The organism is Ruegeria sp. BG8 (assembly GCF_056538325.1).
Map to the genome: position 1 here is coordinate 323,266 of NZ_JBQFSZ010000005.1, position 19,590 is coordinate 342,855.

At 55.7% G+C, this 19,590-nt stretch carries 18 protein-coding genes; 12 read left to right on the plus strand and 6 right to left on the minus strand.

What is annotated here, in order from left to right; genetic code table 11:
- Positions 1-25 precede the first annotated feature (25 nt).
- The 4 genes from ACR0DG_RS12805 to ACR0DG_RS12820 are packed head-to-tail and all read right to left on the minus strand — an operon-like array spanning position 26 to position 6,340.
- Positions 26-1,264: an NAD(P)/FAD-dependent oxidoreductase gene (locus tag ACR0DG_RS12805; protein ID WP_480696753.1), complete on the minus strand. Its 1,239-nt coding sequence runs from the start codon at positions 1,262-1,264 to the stop codon at positions 26-28.
- A 12-nt stretch (positions 1,265-1,276) separates the two neighbouring features.
- Entirely contained in the window at positions 1,277-2,290 is a 1,014-nt protein-coding gene (locus ACR0DG_RS12810) for an Ldh family oxidoreductase (RefSeq protein WP_480696751.1), read from the minus strand.
- 60 nt (positions 2,291-2,350) lie between these two features.
- A complete protein-coding gene (locus ACR0DG_RS12815) occupies positions 2,351-3,871 on the minus strand; it encodes a trimethylamine methyltransferase family protein (RefSeq protein ID WP_480696749.1) in 1,521 nt (506 codons plus the stop codon).
- Positions 3,872-3,886: 15 nt separating this feature from the next.
- Complete coding sequence (locus tag ACR0DG_RS12820) at positions 3,887-6,340, minus strand: GcvT family protein (RefSeq protein ID WP_480696747.1); 2,454 nt, start codon at positions 6,338-6,340, stop codon at positions 3,887-3,889.
- A gap of 384 nt (positions 6,341-6,724) precedes the next feature.
- On the opposite strand from ACR0DG_RS12820, the gene ACR0DG_RS12825 reads away from it, so the two are divergent.
- A complete protein-coding gene (locus ACR0DG_RS12825; RefSeq protein WP_480696745.1) occupies positions 6,725-7,600 on the plus strand; it encodes a LysR substrate-binding domain-containing protein in 876 nt (291 codons plus the stop codon).
- A 48-nt stretch (positions 7,601-7,648) separates the two neighbouring features.
- Here ACR0DG_RS12825 and ACR0DG_RS12830 read toward each other — a convergent pair whose 3' ends face one another.
- Positions 7,649-8,113, minus strand: coding sequence for a heme-degrading domain-containing protein (locus ACR0DG_RS12830; RefSeq protein WP_480696743.1), 465 nt, complete (start codon positions 8,111-8,113; stop codon positions 7,649-7,651).
- A gap of 203 nt (positions 8,114-8,316) precedes the next feature.
- On the opposite strand from ACR0DG_RS12830, the gene ACR0DG_RS12835 reads away from it, so the two are divergent.
- The 6 genes from ACR0DG_RS12835 (at position 8,317) to ACR0DG_RS12860 (ending at position 13,729) form a co-directional block, all read left to right on the plus strand.
- Positions 8,317-9,222: a LysR substrate-binding domain-containing protein gene (locus tag ACR0DG_RS12835; protein WP_480696741.1), complete on the plus strand. Its 906-nt coding sequence runs from the start codon at positions 8,317-8,319 to the stop codon at positions 9,220-9,222.
- 88 nt (positions 9,223-9,310) lie between these two features.
- Positions 9,311-10,492: a CaiB/BaiF CoA transferase family protein gene (locus ACR0DG_RS12840; protein ID WP_480696739.1), complete on the plus strand. Its 1,182-nt coding sequence runs from the start codon at positions 9,311-9,313 to the stop codon at positions 10,490-10,492.
- Positions 10,489-11,199: a glutathione S-transferase family protein gene (locus ACR0DG_RS12845; protein ID WP_480696737.1), complete on the plus strand. Its 711-nt coding sequence runs from the start codon at positions 10,489-10,491 to the stop codon at positions 11,197-11,199. Before ACR0DG_RS12840 ends, ACR0DG_RS12845 begins: the two co-directional genes overlap by 4 nt.
- Before the next feature lie 31 nt (positions 11,200-11,230).
- On the plus strand, positions 11,231-11,644 hold the full coding sequence (locus ACR0DG_RS12850) for a GFA family protein (RefSeq protein ID WP_480696735.1): 414 nt from the start codon (positions 11,231-11,233) through the stop codon (positions 11,642-11,644).
- A gap of 66 nt (positions 11,645-11,710) precedes the next feature.
- The gene (locus tag ACR0DG_RS12855) at positions 11,711-12,625 is read left to right on the plus strand and encodes a carbon-nitrogen hydrolase family protein (RefSeq protein WP_480696733.1); all 915 of its coding nucleotides are present in this window, start codon (positions 11,711-11,713) and stop codon (positions 12,623-12,625) included.
- Positions 12,626-12,886: 261 nt separating this feature from the next.
- Entirely contained in the window at positions 12,887-13,729 is an 843-nt protein-coding gene (locus ACR0DG_RS12860) for a cytochrome P460 family protein (protein WP_480696731.1), read from the plus strand.
- Positions 13,730-13,787: 58 nt separating this feature from the next.
- Here the strand turns inward: ACR0DG_RS12860 and ACR0DG_RS12865 are convergent, their stop codons facing one another.
- Positions 13,788-14,369 carry a YceI family protein gene (locus ACR0DG_RS12865; protein ID WP_480696729.1) on the minus strand — a complete coding sequence of 194 codons (582 nt, stop codon included), beginning with the start codon at positions 14,367-14,369 and terminating at the stop codon, positions 13,788-13,790.
- Positions 14,370-14,454: 85 nt separating this feature from the next.
- Here ACR0DG_RS12865 and ACR0DG_RS12870 point away from each other — a divergent pair, with 85 nt between their 5' ends.
- The 5 genes from ACR0DG_RS12870 (at position 14,455) to ACR0DG_RS12890 (ending at position 19,560) form a co-directional block, all read left to right on the plus strand.
- A complete protein-coding gene (locus ACR0DG_RS12870) occupies positions 14,455-15,189 on the plus strand; it encodes an endonuclease/exonuclease/phosphatase family protein (RefSeq protein WP_480696727.1) in 735 nt (244 codons plus the stop codon).
- A 201-nt stretch (positions 15,190-15,390) separates the two neighbouring features.
- The gene (locus tag ACR0DG_RS12875; protein ID WP_480707175.1) at positions 15,391-16,017 is read left to right on the plus strand and encodes a CDP-alcohol phosphatidyltransferase family protein; all 627 of its coding nucleotides are present in this window, start codon (positions 15,391-15,393) and stop codon (positions 16,015-16,017) included.
- A gap of 74 nt (positions 16,018-16,091) precedes the next feature.
- Positions 16,092-17,627, plus strand: coding sequence for a sulfatase-like hydrolase/transferase (locus ACR0DG_RS12880; RefSeq protein ID WP_480696723.1), 1,536 nt, complete (start codon positions 16,092-16,094; stop codon positions 17,625-17,627).
- Positions 17,624-18,523, plus strand: coding sequence for a lysylphosphatidylglycerol synthase transmembrane domain-containing protein (locus ACR0DG_RS12885; RefSeq protein WP_480696721.1), 900 nt, complete (start codon positions 17,624-17,626; stop codon positions 18,521-18,523). The genes ACR0DG_RS12880 and ACR0DG_RS12885 overlap by 4 nt, the downstream gene beginning before the upstream one ends.
- Positions 18,520-19,560 (plus strand): glycosyltransferase family 4 protein, encoded by a 1,041-nt coding sequence (locus ACR0DG_RS12890; RefSeq protein ID WP_480696719.1) that lies wholly within the window; start codon positions 18,520-18,522, stop codon positions 19,558-19,560. Before ACR0DG_RS12885 ends, ACR0DG_RS12890 begins: the two co-directional genes overlap by 4 nt.
- Positions 19,561-19,590: the final 30 nt, after the last annotated feature.

The following is a 19,590-nucleotide window of genomic DNA, read 5'->3' on the forward strand; positions in this document are numbered from 1 at the left end:
GGCAAATTGACAGGCTGCTTGGTGTTCAGAACCGATCCGGACTGAAGGCCTGAATATCAATTTTGGGGTTTCGCCCCGCAAGCTCGTCTGCCACCAACCGCGCGGTGGTCGCCGCCAGTGTCAGCCCCAACTGACCGTGCCCGGTCGCGAAGATGACATTCGCCAACCGCGCAGTGCGGCCGATAATGGGACGGGTATCTGGTGTGAAGGGACGGCGACCTATCCGACGCTCGCCCTTGTCAGTTCGAAGGCCCGGCAAAACGCGTTCTGCACGTTTGACCAGAATATCCGCTCGGTTCCAATTGGGTTTCGCTGCAAGATCGGCAAATTCGATGGTCCCTGCCACGGCCAGGGCGTCTTCGTATGGTGTGATCCCAAATCCGCCCTTCGCATAGAAAACCGTGTGCGCCAGATCGCTGCCACTGTCACGCAAGGCGGTCGAATACCCGATCACGCCTTCCAGTTGGATCGGTACGGCCAATTGTTGCGCTAGCTCGCGAGAATGCGTTCCCGCGGCCAAAACAAACTCTTGCGCGTAAAGCACCTGACCATCGCGAAGACGAACGCCTTTGACGGTTCGGCCTTCACGCTCAAACCCTTCGGCGGCGCCAGCGACGACTTTGCCACCACGGCTGAAAAAGGCCCGATGCAAGGACTCAACCAGCCGTTTTGGCGCGGTCACAAAGCTCCAGTCTCGCAGCAGGGCGGCGTGTTTGAAATCAGGCGCGATGGCGGGGTCCAACTCGTGCGCTTCTTGGCCTGAAATGTCTTCGATGGTGCACCCCAGATCACGGGCCAGTGCAAAGGCAGGAGCCATGGTAGCAAGGTCATTGTCATCGTCAAAAAGTTTGATGATCGGTTTTTCGATCAACAAGTCGGGCTGGCCAATATCAGCCAATTGCGCCTTGAAGTCTTTGGTCGCTGCGAAGGTCAGCCGCGCCAAATCTGCCGCGATGGCCCGCATCTTTGATCCGCGAGCGTTGGAGGCAAATTTAGTGAACCATGGCAACAAACGAACAGCCGAAGCCGGGTGAAGGGTCAAGGGCGCTTCGGGGTTCAAAAGCCAACCCGGCACCTTCATCAGCATGCCCGGTTGCGAAAGCGGGACAATTTCACCGACAGCGATACACCCGCATGAGGCCCAGCTTGCGCCCTCTCCGACCGGGCCGGGTTCGATGACCGTAACATCATGGCCCTGCGACTGCAGCGCCAGCGCACAGGAAATTCCCACGACACCGCCGCCGATCACCATCACTTGCGTCATGTATTCGGGCCTTTACCGAAGTTCGTGCAATTGCTTGAGCAACTCTGTACTGACGCGAACCCCTTCGGCCTGCGATACGGCGCGATTTTTCAGCCGCCCATCACCGGGCACGCGGGCCGCGCCATTCCCCTCGATCTCGGCGCAGATGCGTTTGATGTAGTCATCAAAGGCTGCGTTGCCGAACCGCGCGGGATCAATGGCGATAAGAGTTGAACCGCCCTTGATATTGAGCGCGCCATGGGCCTCTCGGTCGGCATTGTCGACGGACAATGTACCGCCTGCCAGCGCGGCACCCATGACTTCGATCAGGAACGCAATCGCGGCCCCCTTGTGCTCACCAAACGGTAGCAGGCTGCGGGTTTCCAGAATTGCGTTTGGATCGGTGCTGGGCTGGCCTTCGGGATCAAGACCAGCAGCGCGTGGAAGGTCATGCCCTTCGGCAGCAGCCATACGGATGTCCATCAACGCCACCATGGATGAGGCCTGATCCCAAACGATCGGATCCTGCCCCTGACGCGGGCAGGCAAAGGACATAGGGTTGGTGCCAAAAACCGGGCGCACACCACCTTGCGGCACAACCATTGACAGCGAATTAACAACACCCAAAGCCACCAACCCGGCCTCGGCCAACGGCTCGGTGTCAAAGCGCAGGCCCGCAAGGTGGTGACAGTTGGCGCAGGTAAAGGCCGCAATGCCGTTTTCGCGGGCCATCGCGATCAGATCATCCAGAGCCGAGGCTGCAGCGATTTGGTAGTATCCGTTGTCCCCATCCCCGCGCAGAACACTCGGCGCGATACGCTCGACTTTTGGGTCCGAGGCAGGGTTTGCATAGCCCGAAGTAAAGCTCTGCACATAAACAGGCAGCATCCGCAAACCATGACTGCGCGGGCCGTCACGTTCGGACTTGGTCACAATGTCAGCAATCAGGTCACTGCCCGTCTCGTTCATCCCGGACGCCACAAGGACGGACTTAGCCAATTCCCTAACCTCTTGGAGTGAGAGCGTTTTCGTCGAGACCTCGGTCATTTGCCAAATCCTGTCCTTGTGTGGCTGAAAAGGGAGCCGGGGCACCCTTTTGTACGTGTTTCAAACGCTGTATTCCGCGCGCTTTTTGGCGACGAACTCGTCCAGTGCGCCGCGTTGGTCGTCCGGCATCGGAGGTTGAACATAAGTTCTTAGCATACGTTCCGCCTCTTCAGTGCCGACGGTTTCAGCCGTTTTCGAACCTTCGGCTTCCCATTGTTCGAAGCTGTCGTTGTTCTGCAGATGGTTCATGTGCATCGGGTTTTCGCGTGTGTGATCCGTGCCAAGGAAGTGCCCGCCGGGGCCGATCTGTTGGATGTCGCCCAGAAGTGCGTCCAGATTTTCTTCCTGAAGGCCACTAAAGAAGCGGTGGAAGTTTTCCAGCTGCAGCGTGTCCTGCACCCATTTTGAATAGCTGACACCCAGCGCGCCCTCAAGGAAACCTGCTGAGTGGACAATATAATTTGCCCCACCCAGCAGCACAGGCCACATTGTATTAGCGGTATCGAACGCGGCTTGCATATCCGGCGATTTCGAGCCGGTCCACATGGTGCATGTCCGCCAGGGGACATCATAGTAGCGCGCCATTTGCCCCACGAGCATGTTCATAAGGCCGGGCTCAGGTGAGCCCATCATCGGTGCGCCGGTTTTCATAGACACACCCATGATCGCCACGCCCAGAACCATTGGTGCGCCACGTCGGATGATCTGGCTATAGGCCATCCCCGCCAATGATTCAGCGATCAAAAGCGCCACACCCCCCTGAGGGCTGGCGGGCGTACTGGCCCCGGCCAAAACAAATGGTGACAACAGGCATGGCTGATTGGCAGCAGCATAGACACGCAGACTTTGTAGCATTGTCTCATCCCAGACCAGCGGCGTGTTGCAGTTCAGCAGGGCGGCCATCACAACGTTATTGTCGACAAACTCCTCGCCAAAAACGATGCGGGTCATCTCAACCGAGTCTCGCGCCGCTTGTTCCGACAGAACGGACCCCTTGATCGGCTTGTCGGTCAGTGTCAGCGCGGCGTGCACCAGCTCCAGGTGGCGCTGCGGAACGGGGACGTCCTGAGGCTCAACAGGCAGGACGCCGGGCACCATCATGGACTGGCTCATCTGACTGAGTTTGAAGAAGTTGTGCGCATCCTCCAGCACCGAAGGTCGTCGCACACCATCCAGACCATAGACAAAAGGTGCGCCATAGGCGTTCGCAAAGATCGAGTTCCGGTTGCCCACCCGGAGAGATCTTTCCGGGTTGCGCGCGGCATAGCCCCATTCCGATGGGACTGCCGAGATCAGATCCATCAGCATGTCCCGACCGATGCGAACCCTTTCGCCTTGAACGTCCGCTCCGTGTTTTTTCCAGTCAGCCAGGGCCACCGGGTCGCGGAATTCGATGCCTGTGGTTTCCAGGATCGTCATCGCCGCGTTGTGGATTTTTTCAACACCTTCAGGCCCAAGCAGATCAATCGGCCCGATTTTGCGATTCAGAGTCGAAAGGTAAACCGGAGGAGGGTTGGTTCGGGCTTGTACCCGCGCCGCGCGCCCACCGCCGCGGCCTGAACGTGCTCTAGCTTCTGCCATAAGGACTCCTCCGTATCAGGCGCGTGCTCGGGTGCTGCTTGGGTCTACAGCACAGGTATCGATCACCTCAGCATCGCGCATTTCGTTGTGAACCATGACCTGCATCTTGGTTCCCGGCGCGGTCATGTCCTGCGGTACAAGTGCCATCGCGATGTCATGGTTGCAGTAATATGAGAATCCGCCCGAAGTGACGCGCCCGATCAGCTTGCCATCGGCATAGACACCTTCGTCAAACATGACCGAGGTATCACAGAACGGAAGTTTCAACGTGACCAGAGTGTTGTAACCACCCTCCTGCTGCTGTTTTTGCAGGGCGGCCTTACCAATGAAATCCCGTTCGGCCACTTGCCCGCCGATCTTTTCGGTCATTGCTACGAACCGGCCCAGATCGGCCTCATAAGGGGTCATATCCTTGCAAATCTCGCGGTTTATGGCGCGGTAGGATTTCTCAAGGCGCATGGATTCCAGCGCCTCAAGGCCAAACGGTTTCACGCCCGCTTTCAGCAGCAGATCGACAAGGTGGCGGTTATAGCCGACCGGATGGTGCAATTCCCAACCCAGCTCGCCGGTATAGGATACGCGCAACAGGTGTACGCCTTTGGCATAGCCCACTTCACCCATCTGAGCCGAGAGCCACGGGAATGCCTCGTTCGACAGATCGTTGTCGGTCAACGGTTGCAGGATGTCGCGCGCTTTGGGTCCAGCAAGGGCAATCACACCCAACTGTTCCGAGATGTCCTCCATGATGACCGAGCCATCTTTGGGCAGCAGACGTTGCATCTGGTCCCAGTTGTAAGCCCGCCAATTGGGGGTTGAGATCAGGTAGAAATCATCCTCGGCATAGCGCACGATTGTGTACTCTGCATCCATTCCACCCTTGTCATTCAGCATCAGCGACAGGGTCATGCGGCCCACTTTGGGCAGCTTGTTGGCCATCAGGCCGTCCAGCCATTTCGCCGCGCCCGGTCCGCGCACGGTGAACTTGGTCATTGGCGACATTTCGATGAAGCCTGCCTCTTCGCGCGTGCGACGCACTTCTTCCTGTACCAGTTCCATGTGGTTGGTGCGGCGGAAGGAATGTTCGGGGATTGCCTCTTCGGGGGACTTGGCAAACCAGCGTGGGAATTCGTAGCCGTTGAAGCTGGTCCAGACCGCGCCATGTGCGGTCAGTAGATCGTAGGATCCCATTGTTTTCATCGGGCGCGCATCGGGGAAATCCTCACCCGGTATATGCGCGTTCATATGGGTGCCCCATGTCTCGCGCACTTTGTCCATGGTCCAGCGTTTAGACGCATAATCCGAGAACCGGCGCGGATCGAGTTCCGACATGTCCATGCCCGGATCCCCGTCGACGATCCATTTCGCCAAACGGTTCCCCACAGTGCCGCCCCAAAGAATACCGCCGGGCATCCCTTCGGCCAGCCACAGATTGTCATGTCCCGGTGCGGGACCGGCCAGAGGCAGCTCATCCGGTGTCATCTGGAACGGGCCGCGCGTGTTGGCTTTGATACCGACCTCGCCCAATGTTGGCACCCGCTCAATCGCGCGCTCCCACTGGGTTTCCACGGCGTCAAAATCTTCGGGCAACAGATCGGCACCGAATTCAGGCGGCACGCGGTCTTCGGCAAATAGCTTGAGATCCTTGGTGAATTCGTAGGGGCCGAACTGAATGCCACCCACATCTTCGCGCAAATACGCGCCATAGTCCTCGTCGCGCAGGATCGGGTATTCGGGCTCACCTTTTTTCTTACGCTCGATCAGCTGCGGTACGTGGTCTGTCGTCCAGTATTGGTGGACAATCGGGATACAAGGCAGATCCAGACCGACGCGGCGGGCGTTTTCGCGCGCATAGTTGCCGGTGGCAAAGATCAGGTGCTCACAGGTGATTTCGCCCTGATTGGTTGTTACTTTCCAATGACCGTTGTCCAGCTTTTCGTAAGAGGTCGCCTCGGTGTTCTGATACACCTTGGCGCCTGCGTCGCGGGCCAGCTTGGCCATGGCCATGGTGATATCGGCCGGGTTCACATAGCCGTCTTCGGTATGCAGGATGCCGCCACGGATATCGGGACTTTGGTTCAGCAGTGGATGAATCTCAGCGATCTCTTCCGGCGACACCAACTTACAGGGCACACCGGCAGCTTCGGCGATTGAGATATAGGATTGGAATTCATCCCAGCGCTTTTCGGTGTTGGCCACCCGCAGCTGCCCCACTTTACGCAGTCCGACCGAGGTACCCAGCTTCTGTTCGACTTCGGTATAGATACGGATGGTTTCCATCGTCATTTTGGATACGTTGTGCGAGCGCACGAATGTCACCAGCAAGCCGGCCGCATGCCAGGTCGAGCCCGAAGTGAGCGTGGTGCGCTCTAGCATCACGGCGTCAGTGCAGCCATTTTCGGTCAAGCCATACAGGATCGAGGCCCCAACACAGCCGCCTCCGACAACCACAACCTTTGCATGTGACTTCATCTTGTTTTCCTTCAAAGACTCGCGGGCAACACCGGTGTTGCCATTTGTTTCCATTCTGTACAGACCGCGCGGTTCGCTGCGCAGAGCTCAGGGCAATACCCTGTTATTACTCACCACTTGGGTCAAGGCGACGCGGCCCGGGTGTTTGGGCAAGGGCGTCAATTGCGGGTGGCTATGGCTGTGAAATATCGCCCCGTACGCCAGCGTTTTGCCAAGTGTGATGGGATACAATCTTGAGCGAGACTTGAATTCGCGCAATTGTAAAAAAACTCATCCTGCATTAGAAAAATTCACTTGAACGACTTTCATTCAAATGAAAACAAGCGACCTGAAAGCGTTTTATGCGAGGTGAAGTTGCCCAAACGCCCTTATGATATACCGCCCATGACGTCCTTGGTCAGTTTCGAGGCCGCCGCGCGCAACGTAAGTTTTAAGGCGGCGGCGACTGAGTTGAACGTGACCCCAGCGGCCGTCAGCCATCAGATCAAAAGCCTTGAGCAAGAACTTCAATGTACGCTCTTCCATCGCTTTCACCGCGGGGTCGAGTTGTCAGAAAGTGGGGCCTACCTGCTGGTCGCGCTACAGCGCGGTTTCGAAGGAATTAGCGAGGCGGTGGGTCAATTGCGGGCACATCACGGACGCACATCGGTCACTATTCGGTCAACGACCGCTGTGAGTTCGTTGTGGCTGACGCCGCGGTTGGCGCAATTCTGGAAAAGTCATCCGCATATTTCAGTTGCGCAGGTTGTCAGTGATCAGGACATAAGCCCGACGGATTGTGATCTGAGCATTCATTATGGGCACATGAACCGCGACTCGGGCCTGTGCCGGGCTCTGTTTCACGATCAGATCATGGCGCTTGGCAGCCCCCGTTTTGCAGCCCAACACAAATTGGACAGCATAGACGATGTAGCCAATATTCCGTTGATCTATCTCGAAGCAGCGGAAAGCGGTTGGACCGATTGGCAGCAATGGCTTGATGCGCTTGGGTTCTCTGGAAAACCGCGCGCTGCGCATCGCGTGAATAACTATGTCATCGCGCTACAGGCCGCACAGGATGACATGGGGGCCGTTCTTGGTTGGGAAGGGCTTACAACAGATCTTGTGGCTTCGGGTAAGCTGGTCAAGCTCTTTCCCCAAACCGTATCCTCGCCATTGGATTTTTATGTCGTGCTACACAATCAGGCGTCCGACCGGGCCAAGGTTTTGTTCAATTGGCTGTCCGAAGTGGACAACGACACCAAAAACCGACTGGATTGACCCTTGGCCATCCGGCACTTGTTTGGATGCAATTTGTGACTGGGCGTTTTAACGAGCGAGGTTCCGGAGCATTGCAGAGGCAAGCTTGTGATCTTCGACTTGTTCCAGACCCGAAATCGTGAATGTGCCGATCAGACCGTTGCCTTTCAGGAAGATCGGAATGCACCCCCCGTGAAACGCATGCTCTGAAGGGTCCATGGCAAATACCTCGGCAACCGATATCCCTTTGTCGCGTTCAACCTGACCCATATAGAGAGAGCTGTGCGCGCATCGCAGCACCGTATTGCGTTTGCGGCGAATCCAGTGCCCATTGTCGGGCGTGCTGCCCTGCAAAGCGATATGTGCAATCACCTGGCCGTACGCAAAAACCTCAAGGGCGATTGGCAAGCTTTCCTGTTTCGCTTTTTCTACTGTGTCCAACGCAAGTCGCAGGCCGTCTTCAAAGGAGAAAGACGATAGGTGGAACTCGGTTTCTTCGGTCTCAAGCTCGGTCAGAGTTGGAAAGTCAGACATTAAGTGTTGGTCCTTTCGGTATTCGCCCGGGTGGCACGCCACAGCGGTATCTAACAAACTGTATTGAACCAAAGAAGTTTAGGTTTCCATATGTGATCTGATATCTTTTGGCTTCACAGCAAAAGCAGATGGCAATTAGAGCAATGCGCTTGCAAAGGTTTTTGTGTGTAAATAAGTCTAGCCCGGCTACAATAAGGACCGTGATGTCCCCTCAAAAACCCTCGATACAAAAGGACTACTTCCCGCCCTTCGGTGGTTTGAAGTCGTTTTACGAACTTGCCTTGACAGGCAGCGCAGTTCAGGCCGCTGCGCGGTTGAATGTCTCTCCTTCCTCTATCAGCCATCAGGTAAAGTCGCTGGAGGCTGAGCTTGGCGTGCGTCTGATCGAAAACAGAAAAGGGCGTTTGTACCTTACGCCGGATGGAGGTCAGTTTTTTGACCGGATCAAGGGGCCGATGGCTGAAATATTGCGGGCGACCGAGGCGATACGGTCGATGCCGGGCCGCAAACGTATCTCGCTGACGCTGACGCCGTCTTTCGCTGCGGGCTGGCTTTTGCCACGTCTGGCGGACTTGGAGCGTAGCCACCCGGATCTTGAAGTGAATTTGGTCACAACAACGCGGGTTGTGGATCTGGAACGGGAAAACGTGGATCTGGCTATTCGACGTGGAACAGGAAACTGGCCCGAAGCAATTTCACAGCCATTGTTGCGAGAAACAATTGTGCCGGTCATGTCCCACACGCTTGCGGAAGATGTGAAAGGCGCGCCGCTGGCTGAGGTGCTGAAAACACAACGTGTTCTGGTCAATACAACTGTCGATGGCGAATGGGACCGTTGGTGTGCCGCTCGGGATATCGAAGTACCCACGGCTGAGCATCGCTATAATCTGGAAACGTACGAGTTGACGATACAGGGCGCTCAGGACGGTTTGGGGATTGCGTTGGGGCGGCGGCCTCTGATTGATCCTTTGTTGAACATGGGCGTGCTGGTGGCACCCTTCGACGTTCCTGATGCGGACAAAATGGCATATTTCGTTGTACGACCCGACGCACCGATGCGATCTGATCTGAAACGCTTTCACGATTGGTTGATGGCGCACGCAGGCTGAATTTTTTTCAACTGCTGCTGAGATTTTTGCACTACGCTCTGACCATCTTGCGGTTTAGCTTTGCTGTAAGAAATACAGGAGTTTGGTGATGGCACAGAGCGACGGTTCTAAGCGCAACGGCCCGCTGTCGGGCGTCCGGGTGGTTGATCTGACTGCCGTAGTCTCTGGCCCGATGAGCACGATGATTTTGGCCGATCAAGGCGCGGACGTAATAAAGATTGAACGTGCAGACGGCGATTTCACGCGGCACGTTGCAACGCGGCGTGGGGGGCATTCTGCATCCTACCTCAACAATAACCGTAACAAGCGGTCTGTCGTAGCTGATCTGAAGAACCCCGACGATATCGCAATGATCAAGCAGTTGGTGGCGGACGCCGACGTGTTCATCCAGAATTTCCGTCCCGGCGTCGTAGACCGCCTTGGTCTGAGTTATGAGGTTCTCAGCGCGATAAATCCGCGTTTGGTTTACATGTCGATTTCGGGTTTCGGTTTTGACGGGCCGCTGGCGGGCAAACCGGTCTATGATCCTTTGATTCAAGCCTTATCAGCTCTGACCACCGTGCAGGCCGGATCGGATGAAGAACGCCCGCGCCTGGTGCGCACTATTCTGCCGGACAAACTAACAGCCGTGCAGGCCAGTCAAGCTGTGACCGCCGCCTTGTTTGCGCGCGAGCGCACGGGCAAAGGTCAAAAAGTCACTTTGTCCATGTTGGATACCGTGGCGGCTTTCCTTTGGGCTTCTGACATGAACGGGCATACGTTTGTTGGCGATGAGATGGAGAAAGAGGAAAGCCAGTCCTTCCACGACCTGATCTATCAGGTGAAGGGTGGTTATCTCAGCATTTCGATCATGCAGAACAAACACTGGGAGGCGTTGGCCTATGCCACAGGCCGCCCCGATATTCTCGACGACGAGCGGTTCAAGACGACCGAGTTGCGGGACATTAACCGCCATGAGCGGCTGGAGCTGACCCAGACCATCGTGCGGAATGTTGACCGCGATACCCTGCTGGCCGCATTGGAAGAACCGGGTGTGCCCTGCGCCCCTGTTTTGACTCGACGCGAAATGCGCCAACATCCGCAATTGCAGGCCAACGGGATGATTGTGGAATACGACCACCCAACGGCAGGTCGCTTACGCCAGACCCGTCCGGCAGCCGTGTTCCATGGCACACCCGCAACCGACCTGCGCCCGGCTCCGGAACTGGGTGAGCACACGGATGAGGTGCGGGCTGAGGCAGGCAACGATAAACTGGCGGATGCCTCATGATCGACTTTTATTACTCTCCGACGCCAAACGGCTGGAAAGTCGCCATCATGCTCGGCGAAACCGGGCTTGAGCACCGCACAGTGCTGATGAATCTACGTGCCGGTGATCAATTGACACCTGCGTTCCGTGCAATCAGTCCCAACGCAAAGATGCCTGCTATTGTGGATCATGATGCACCCGACGGTCCGCAGACCGTTTTTGAAAGCGGCGCGATCTTGTTGTACCTGGCTGAGCGCACAGGCCAGTTTGGACCGCAAACACCGGCCGAACGCATCGCCTTTAACGAATGGCTGTTTTGGCAGGCTGCCAATCAGGGCCCAATGGGAGGCCAACTTAGCCATTTCGTGAACTACAGCCCCGAAGGACAGACCTATTCCCACAAGCGTTACAAAGGTGAATTCGAACGCGCTCTGGCGGTAATGGAAACGTGGCTTGAGGGGCGAGAGTATATGCTCGGTCGTTACACAATCGTAGACATGATGTGTTTCCCGTGGGCCTTCATCGCCAAGCCTTTGGGCGTGTCACTGGATGCGTTTCCAAATGTCGCTGCTTGGCGCCAACGTATCAAAACACGTCCCGCAGTGATTGATGCAATCAACCTGTACAAAGACGCGCAATTCTCGGGAACTGCCACGGCAGAACAGAATGCAACTCTGTTTAATCAGTCCGCCGCGCATCTGATGCAAGGTCATAAGAAACCAGCCTGAAAACAAGAAACCAACCAACAAGGAGAACCCAATGCCCAAGATCGAAGGAAGCTGCCTGTGCGGTCAGGTCACTTATCGTTCAAGCGCCGAAGAACCCGCGATGATGGTTGTCTGTCACTGCCCGGATTGTCAGAAACAAAGCGGCTGTGCGTATTCCACCAATGTTTTGGTACCGACGTCATCTATTACATTTGAAGGTGACAGCCTCAGCCAATATGTCGTTAACGGGGACTCTGGCCAACCTGTAACACGGAATTTCTGCCGCAATTGCGGTTCACCATTGGCGACAGAGTTGCCTGCCTTTGATAACCTTGCCGCAGTTAAGGCGGGTACCCTGAAGGATAGTAGCTGGGTAAAGCCGACAATTCAGATCTGGTGCGATTCCTCGCAGCCATGGGCCAACCTTAGCGACGATATGGCTAAGGCTCCGGCCAATCCGGGCTGATCCGGGTTTACGAATACGCCCCGCGCCGGAAACGGCGCAGGGTCGCCCTAATCAGGAGCACACAGAATGAAAGTAGCTGCGGTTCAGGCCGCCCCTGTCTTCCTTGATCCGCAGGCAAGCACCGATAAGCTAATCGGTTTGTTGCGCAAGGCCGCCGCGGAAGGGGCCGAGCTGGTCGTATTCCCCGAAGTATTCCTGTCGGGCTATCCCGTTTGGTTGCGGGCAAAAGCCGTTGCTCATAACGACGAGCTGTTGAAGATTGGCCATTTGGCTTATCTCAAGTCCGCCGTCACGTTGGACGGTCCGGAAATCGCCGCGATTTGCTCTGAAGCGACCAACCTTGGTGTCGCCGTAATGGTGGGAGTCGTCGAACGATCGGGATCTGGCGGGTCTGTCTATGCCTCGCTGGTCACCATTCATCCGGACAAGGGCGTGGTGAATACGCACCGTAAGCTAAAGCCGACATTTCACGAGCGCCTGCTTTGGGCGGATGGCGACGGTCACGGGCTGACCGTTCAGGATTGGAAAGGTGTCAGGGTCGGTGGGCTGAACTGCTATGAAAACTGGCAGCCGCTGGCGCGTCAGGCGCTGTACCAGCAAGGGGAACAGCTGCATGTCGCGACTTGGCCCGGCGATCTGGATGTCACAGATCACATTACCCAATTCATAGCGATGGAGGGGCGGGTGTATGTGGTATCCGTTTCCGGCCTTCTGCGCAGTACCGATATTCCAGACAGCTTCCCGTTGCGGCAATACGTGACCGAAGGACGGGATCTGATCAACGACGGCGGTAGCATGATCGCAGCACCCGGAGGCGCGGTAATCGCTGGCCCCGTGGTTGGGGAAGAGACTACATTGTTTGCCGATATTGACGTGGATGCGGTGACTTCTGCACGGCTGAAACTGGACCCGGCAGGTCATTACAGTCGTCGCGATATTCTAAGCCTGAACCACAATCGACAAAGGCTGGACGAAAACTAGAACGCGCTATGCGCATGGCGTTTCTACCGGTTGGATGCAGATGCCTTGGTAGGTGTATACCTGACCTGGGGAGAACACGTGCGGCCCAAGACGTCGGAACAGGGCGATTAAACGCGCGACGCACCATTCGCTCATGATTTCGTGCTGAGTTGTGATTGCTGTGTCCATTGTGTGTTCCGGGTACGTGTCTAGTGTCCGTTAATCAGCACGCACCCCTCGTTGCCAAGTTCGAGCGGTCGCCAGCCAGTGAAAGGACACCCTATGAGATCATTAACACAAACCGTTTTGGGGGCCGTTGTGTTTGGCGCATCGATGAGTGCCACCGTAAACGCTGGAGACATTCAGGCTGGCAGTGAGACAGCAACGCAATGCTCGGCCTGCCATGGCAGCGCGGGTATCAGTACAGCCGACAATTTTCCGAACCTCGCGGGTCAAAAAGAAGGCTACATCAAAACCCAACTGCAGGCCTTCAAGACGGAAAAGCGTAAGAACGATCTGATGAATGCGATTGCCGCGAACCTGTCTGACGCGGAAATTGACAACCTAGCCGCCTATTTTGCCAGCCTTCCCGGGGGAGAGGCCGGTGCAGTGGCCATCAACGAGACGGGCTTGGACGGCTCGCTAATGGACTTTCCCAAGGACCATGAAACGACATTCACCCGGTACCACCGCAAGGACTATGACGACCGAAAACAAGTTCGGTATTTCAGCGGCAACGATATCGCGTTGGCAGGGGTAGAGAATGGTGGCCCGTTTGCGCCGGGCGCCTATTTCCTGGTCGAAATCTTCGATGCAAAGAAGGATGCTGATGGCAACTTGCTCAAAGATGCCGAAGGTCGTTTGGTTGCTGGTGAGCGTAAGCTTTACACAGCAATGGAAAAGCGTAGCGGCTGGGGCGACGACGTGCCTGACATCTACAAGAATGACGACTGGCGCTACGCTGTGTTTGAGGTGGATGGCAGCAACAAGGCGGGTGTAAACGAAGCCCCATGCATGGCTTGTCATAAACCCCTGACCGAGGACGACTACGCCTTTACCTTCGATTGGGTAAAAGAATTCGGAGCGTCAAAGCAAGTCGGGTATTCCCACAAGATCGTTGAGTAACAACACCGAATATGTGCGTTTCTCAAGGCGTCGCGCCGCAGTCAGAAACGCACATTTTTCACTCGATCTTCATGGCTTCGGTCTCGATGGAAACCTTTACCAAATCTCCTACGAGGCCATTGTCGACCGCATATGTCATGCCAAACTCGCTGCGCTGGATTTCCGCATCAATTGAGAGCCCCAGAACAAAGCGTTGGTGCCCAAATGGATAGGTGTCAGCTTTGTTCAGCGTGACGTTCAGCGTCACAGGATTCGTCACGCCAAGAATTGTCAGATCACCTGTTACTGTGCCTGAGGTGTCGCTATTCGCCGAGCCTGAATTGGCGACGAACGTGATGTCCGGAAATTCCTTCACGTTCAGGAAATCCTTGTTTTTCACATGGCCATCTCGGGCCTTGTGAAATGTGTTTACGCTGCCCGCGTCTATCGAAACCTGCACATTCGCAAGCTCTTGGCTTTCCGCATCGTAATCGAAGGATCCCTGAACTTTCCCAAAGATACCAAGCGTTTTTGCGTACCCAATATGGTCAACTGTGAAAAAGACCGCGGTATGGTCGGGGTCAAGCTCATAGCTGGCCATTTCAGCGGCTGCTGCAAACGGTGTGGCGGCAGTCAGGACGCTAAGAACAAGATAACGCATAGTTGGGGCCTCTTCGGGTTGTCGAAGTTTCTGTCATCGTTACAAAGCTATATAGCCCGGTAACTGCGTTGATAAAGTGAGTGTCATGCGCTCGATCCAGTTGAAATGTGCAACATGGAATATTCATCGCGCAAAAGGTCGTGATCGCAGGGTAGATCCTGATCGTATCGCAAGCGCTATCGCTCAAGAGCTAGCCCCAGAACAGCTTGATCTTTTGGCGTTGCAAGAGGCTGACGAAGAATGCAGTCCGCATGCACGTATCGTAGACATAGAGCGGATAGCATCCGATACGGGGCTGCAGTATCAGCATGAGCCCGAGAACATGCGATGGGGGCCGGAAAGCGATGGTTTTCTCGGCACTATTATTTTTTTGCATCCCCGATATCTGGTCACACATAGAGAAGTGCTGGACCTGCCCGGGCATTGCCATCGTGGTGCAGTTGTGATCGAGGCCAATCAGTCCGGTATTCCTGTCCGACTAATCTCGGCGCACTTGTCGCTGTTTCAGCCTTTGCGGGTTCTGCAAATGCGCATCATTGGCCAGTACCTTTACCGCCGGCCCGAAATGCAGACAGTGTTGCTGGGCGACTTCAATGAATGGCGACCATGGGGCGGGCTTATGTTTCATCCTCGTCTGCTCGGGCGGCGTGTGCGTGGGCCGGTAAAAGCAACCTTTCCATCGGGGCAGCCGATCCTTCCACTGGATCGGATTTTGACCGACCGCAACGCTTCGGCCTGCGAAGTGCGCGTACTTCGTTCGCCAATTCTAAGCCAAGCATCGGACCATTTGCCGCTGATTGGCAGAATCACAGTCTCGTGATTTTTTTGAATAAAACCTGGGTTCAATTGTTCAATGATTAGCTAGTGCAATATTCTGCGCTAGTTAAATGCAGAATGTAATAAGATGGGCTGAAGACAAGTTATGGAAGAGCGCCAATATGTTAGTCCGCTAGCGGGAAGGCTTGCGCTCTCACCTGTCTCAGTTTTTTCTCTGCAAGCAACGGCTTTGGGTATTGGATTGGTGTTCCTCGCGTCAATCACGCCGGTTTCGAGTTTTTGGGTGCTGAGCGCGTTTCTCGCGGCGTCAGCGACCGCTGCCGTCGCACTGACACAAATGTTTCCACATGCGGTTCTGGGCCTTTGCAATTCCGTCACGTTGTTCCGAATGGCATTGGTCGCGTTTTTGTTTGGCGTGTTGTTCGTTGCGGAAACCGTTTCGCCATGGTTGGTGTTCGGGATCGGAGCGATTGCATTTGCTTTGGATGGTCTGGACGGCTGGTTGGCCCGACGATCGGGTTTGGAATCCAGCTTTGGCGCGCGTTTCGATATGGAAACGGATGCGGCTTTGGGTGCGGTCCTGGTGCTATGGTTGATTTTGTCAGGCACCACCTCGGTCGAGGTGCTGATCCTTGGTTTCGCGCGCTATGTTTTCGTGGCCGCAAGCTGGTTTGAGCCTCGCCTGAGGGCTGAATTGCCAGAGTCTTATCGACGCAAGGTGATTTGCGTTGTTCAGATCGCAGCGTTGCTGCTTTTGGTATTTCCCTTGACCCCTGCGGGCTTGATCACGCCCGTTTCAATTGGCGCCTCTTTTGCGCTGTGCATGTCCTTCGGTATTGATGTCCGTTGGCTGCTGCGCCGAGAGTCATGAAGGCCCTGTTTCCTCTCTTTCTAGGGGCCGGGTTGACGTTCTGCGTTTTGATCCTGCCGAACCACCCAGGAACAATGAATTGGACAGCTTTCAATCGCTGGCCGTTGGAACTGCCCGTAATTTTGTTGTTGATGATGACCTTTGGCAGGGTGCGCGGGTTGGCAACAGTTTTGTCGGCTGTCCTGGTGTTGGTGTCGCTGATGAAGATCGCGGATTACGGCACGTTCATCGCTTATAATCGAACGTTCAACCCGATCATTGATCTGTTTTTGATTGAGGCGGGTTTTGGGTTGTTGCGCGACAGTCTTGGCGATCCGTTGGCCTACTTGATCGCCATTGTCGGTACGGCCCTGACCCTCTTGGTTTTTTTCCTGCTGCGTTATGGGCTGAAGGCATGGGCCACTTTGGCGGTTCCCCATTGGGCACGTTGGACGTCCGCTGCGGGTGTCGTGATCGCAGGAATATGGACTGTCGCGGATGCAGGTCATCACCTGGATTATTGGAAGCTTGACAAAAGCCCCCCCGGCACGTCCTGGAGCACCCGCCTGACCTTTAAACGGGGCGTGGGAATGCAGGCGACGGCAGCAGACCTTGTAGAGTTCAGACGAAGCGTGGGAACCGATCCGCTGGATCAGTTGCAAGGCGCTTTCGATAAACTGGATGGGCGCGATGTGTTGTTCATTTGGATCGAAAGTTATGGGCGCGCCAGTTTTGACAACCCACTTTATTCCGCAACGCATAAACCAACTTTGCTGGACGCCGAAGCCGCCATTTCGCGGGCCGGCATGGACATCAAAAGCGGCTGGATGACATCCCCAACGGCAGGAGGAGAAAGCTGGCTGGCTCATGGCACTTTGGCTACCGGTTTATGGACGTCCGACAATGGCCGTTACAATGCGATGATTGCCAGCGGCCAAAGGTGGCTCTTTCATTTCGCGCAGGATGCAGGGTATTGCACCAGCGCCATCATGCCTGCGATTACGCTCGCATGGCCTGAAAGTCTGGTCATGGGGTTTGATCAGGTCTTTGCGGCAGCCGATATTCCGTACAAGGGCAAACGGTTCAGCTGGGTAACCATGCCCGATCAGTTTACGCTCGCACGGTACCAGAGCTTGCTTCCGTCAGACCCATGCCCGAAATTTGTTCAGGTGGCATTGATCTCATCTCATGCGCCGTGGACACCCATTCCAAGCATGATCCCCTGGGATGAAATTGGCGACGGAACCGAGTTCAACGAAATGGCAGAACAAGGCCCGCCCGCGCGTGAGCTTTGGAAAAATCAGGATGACGTTCGGGATGCCTACCGGCGTGCGGTGGACTATAGCCTTCAGGCTGTCTTCTCGCACGTCGCATCTTTGGGACAGCAAGCGCCCTTGATCGTGGTCGCTGGCGATCATCAGGCGGCAGGGTTTGTTGCCGGCAGTGATAACCGCGATGTCCCGGTGCATGTGATTGGCCCGCCGAATGTCGTTTCGATGATTGATCATTGGAACTGGACCGACGGTATCATACCCGCGAGCGATGGTCCTGTGCGCCGTATGGATAGCTTTCGCAATGATTTCCTGACGGCCTTCACCTCGATCGAAGAATTGGCGGAGGTCGAACAGTGAAAGGGCGATTGATACGACTGATCGGCTCGCTGCTACTGCTCGGAGCCTTGTTTTGGTGGAGCTCGCCTGAAGTGATTTGGTCCCGCTTGCAGCAGGTCAATCCGTGGTGGATTTTGGCGGCGTTTTTAAGCCTGACCGTCAGCAGCCTGTCGATGGCGCGCCGGTGGCAAATTACAGCCAAAGCACTTGATTTGGATATAAGTTACCCTGCCGCTTTGAGGGAGTATTACCTCTCGTTACTTGCCAATTCCCTGTTGCCGGGCGGGGTCGTTGGGGACGTTGGTCGGGCGGTCCGAGCGCGGCGCCACGGCGATCTGAAGCGCGCGGCGCAATCCGTTCTGGCCGAACGGTTGATCGGACAGGCGGCGATGCTTTGCGTACTGTTCGTGTGTTTGTTTTTTGCCTTGTTATTGCCCGGGGGGATTAACTGGCCTTCACCTACCGGGTGGGTTCTGGCGTTGGTCTCAGCATTGGCGGTGATCATCATTTCAGGTTTTGCCTTTGCCCGTCCAACAGCGGCCTTCACCCAGTTTTGCGTGACTTTGATGATGCGTGGAAACATCCAGGCTCATTCGTTCGCGGCAGCAGGCTTGTTGATTTTCGGCCTTTACGCTTGTGCTCGCGCAACCGGCACAGACCTCTCTCTTGAGGCGACCCTGACCATTTTGCCATTGGTGTTTTGTGCAATGCTGGTGCCGTTGTCGGTGGCAGGTTGGGGATGGCGTGAGGGTGCTGCAGCGGCCTTGTTTCCCCTGATCGGCGCGTCGACGGAGGCCGGTATCTCAATGGGTATTTGCTATGGTGTCGTCATGTTGCTTGCCGCATTGCCCGCCGTTGGTTTTCTGGTTTTTCTAATTCGGCAGCCGGTTGATGCTAAGACATTGGAAAACGTATGACATCTGCTGTTTTTGCCATACCCGGAGATAAAGATCAGCGCACAGGCGGATACATCTACGATGCAACCGTGTTGGAAGTGCTGAACGCGAACGGGTGCGCAACCTCATACCTCGAACTGCCGGACAGCTTTCCGAACCCGCCCGCGGAAGATATGTCGGCTGCTTTGACCGAACTGAGAGCAATCCCAAAATCCACGCCGGTCATTATTGACGGTCTGGCATTAGGTGCAATGCCACCTGACAGTATCGCAGAACTGGCCGTGCCGGTCATTGCGTTGGTCCATCATCCACTTGGCTTGGAAACGGGTTTGGATCGCAATCAGGCGGCAAGACTTATCCAAAACGAGAAAGAGGTCCTGAGGCATGTGGCGCATGTCATCGTGACCAGTCAACATGTCGCCCAAACGCTTGTCTCAGACTTTAATGTGGCGCCGGATCGGATCACAGTGGCAAACCCTGGGTTCACAGCCCCGAAACGGCGTCGATCCCCTGTTTCCCCTCCTATGATCCTTAGCGTGGGACTGCTGGCCAGACGTAAGGGCCATGACGTATTGGTCGACGCATTGCGGCAAGTGTCGGATTTATCCTGGCAGGCCGAAATCATTGGTCGCCCACAGGACACCGAATACTCCGAAGCTTTGGCTGCTCAGATCAGCCGACATGGGCTTGAAACGCGCATTAAACTTGTTGGTGAAGTGGGGGCGGACGCACTTGAGGACGCGTATCTGCGCGCTAGCCTTTTTGCTTTGGCTACTCGTTACGAGGGATACGGAATGGTGCTGAGCGAGGCGATGCAATACGGCCTTCCGATTGTTTCATGTAAGGTGGGTGCAGTGCCCGATACAGTCGGCGCCGCTGGACATCTGGTACCGCCAGACGATCCCGATGCGTTCGCTGAAACGTTGCGCGCTTTGTTGCAGGACACAGAGATGTCCGCACGATCATCGCGCGCCTCTGAAACTCAGGCCGCGGCATTGCCGACCTGGCAAGATACAGCCCGACACTTTGCCCAAGTCATCGCCGAGGTTGCCCCATGAGCTGTTTTGTCTTTACCTCTAAACCAATGA

Bases quoted from the DNA above. Each gene is read 5' to 3' on its own strand.
- ACR0DG_RS12815 (WP_480696749.1), bottom strand. From the start codon at position 3,871: ATGGCAGAAGCTAGAGCACGTTCAGGCCGCGGCGGTGGGCGCGCGGCG.
- ACR0DG_RS12840 (WP_480696739.1), top strand. From the start codon at position 9,311: ATGGCACAGAGCGACGGTTCTAAGCGCAACGGCCCGCTGTCGGGCGTC.
- ACR0DG_RS12855 (WP_480696733.1), top strand. From the start codon at position 11,711: ATGAAAGTAGCTGCGGTTCAGGCCGCCCCTGTCTTCCTTGATCCGCAG.
- ACR0DG_RS12860 (WP_480696731.1), top strand. From the start codon at position 12,887: ATGAGATCATTAACACAAACCGTTTTGGGGGCCGTTGTGTTTGGCGCA.
- ACR0DG_RS12845 (WP_480696737.1), top strand. From the start codon at position 10,489: ATGATCGACTTTTATTACTCTCCGACGCCAAACGGCTGGAAAGTCGCC.
- ACR0DG_RS12865 (WP_480696729.1), bottom strand. From the start codon at position 14,369: ATGCGTTATCTTGTTCTTAGCGTCCTGACTGCCGCCACACCGTTTGCA.
- ACR0DG_RS12820 (WP_480696747.1), bottom strand. From the start codon at position 6,340: ATGAAGTCACATGCAAAGGTTGTGGTTGTCGGAGGCGGCTGTGTTGGG.
- ACR0DG_RS12830 (WP_480696743.1), bottom strand. From the start codon at position 8,113: ATGTCTGACTTTCCAACTCTGACCGAGCTTGAGACCGAAGAAACCGAG.
- ACR0DG_RS12850 (WP_480696735.1), top strand. From the start codon at position 11,231: ATGCCCAAGATCGAAGGAAGCTGCCTGTGCGGTCAGGTCACTTATCGT.
- ACR0DG_RS12805 (WP_480696753.1), bottom strand. From the start codon at position 1,264: ATGACGCAAGTGATGGTGATCGGCGGCGGTGTCGTGGGAATTTCCTGT.
- ACR0DG_RS12870 (WP_480696727.1), top strand. From the start codon at position 14,455: ATGCGCTCGATCCAGTTGAAATGTGCAACATGGAATATTCATCGCGCA.
- ACR0DG_RS12835 (WP_480696741.1), top strand. From the start codon at position 8,317: ATGTCCCCTCAAAAACCCTCGATACAAAAGGACTACTTCCCGCCCTTC.
- ACR0DG_RS12880 (WP_480696723.1), top strand. From the start codon at position 16,092: ATGAATTGGACAGCTTTCAATCGCTGGCCGTTGGAACTGCCCGTAATT.
- ACR0DG_RS12825 (WP_480696745.1), top strand. From the start codon at position 6,725: ATGACGTCCTTGGTCAGTTTCGAGGCCGCCGCGCGCAACGTAAGTTTT.
- ACR0DG_RS12890 (WP_480696719.1), top strand. From the start codon at position 18,520: ATGACATCTGCTGTTTTTGCCATACCCGGAGATAAAGATCAGCGCACA.
- ACR0DG_RS12810 (WP_480696751.1), bottom strand. From the start codon at position 2,290: ATGACCGAGGTCTCGACGAAAACGCTCTCACTCCAAGAGGTTAGGGAA.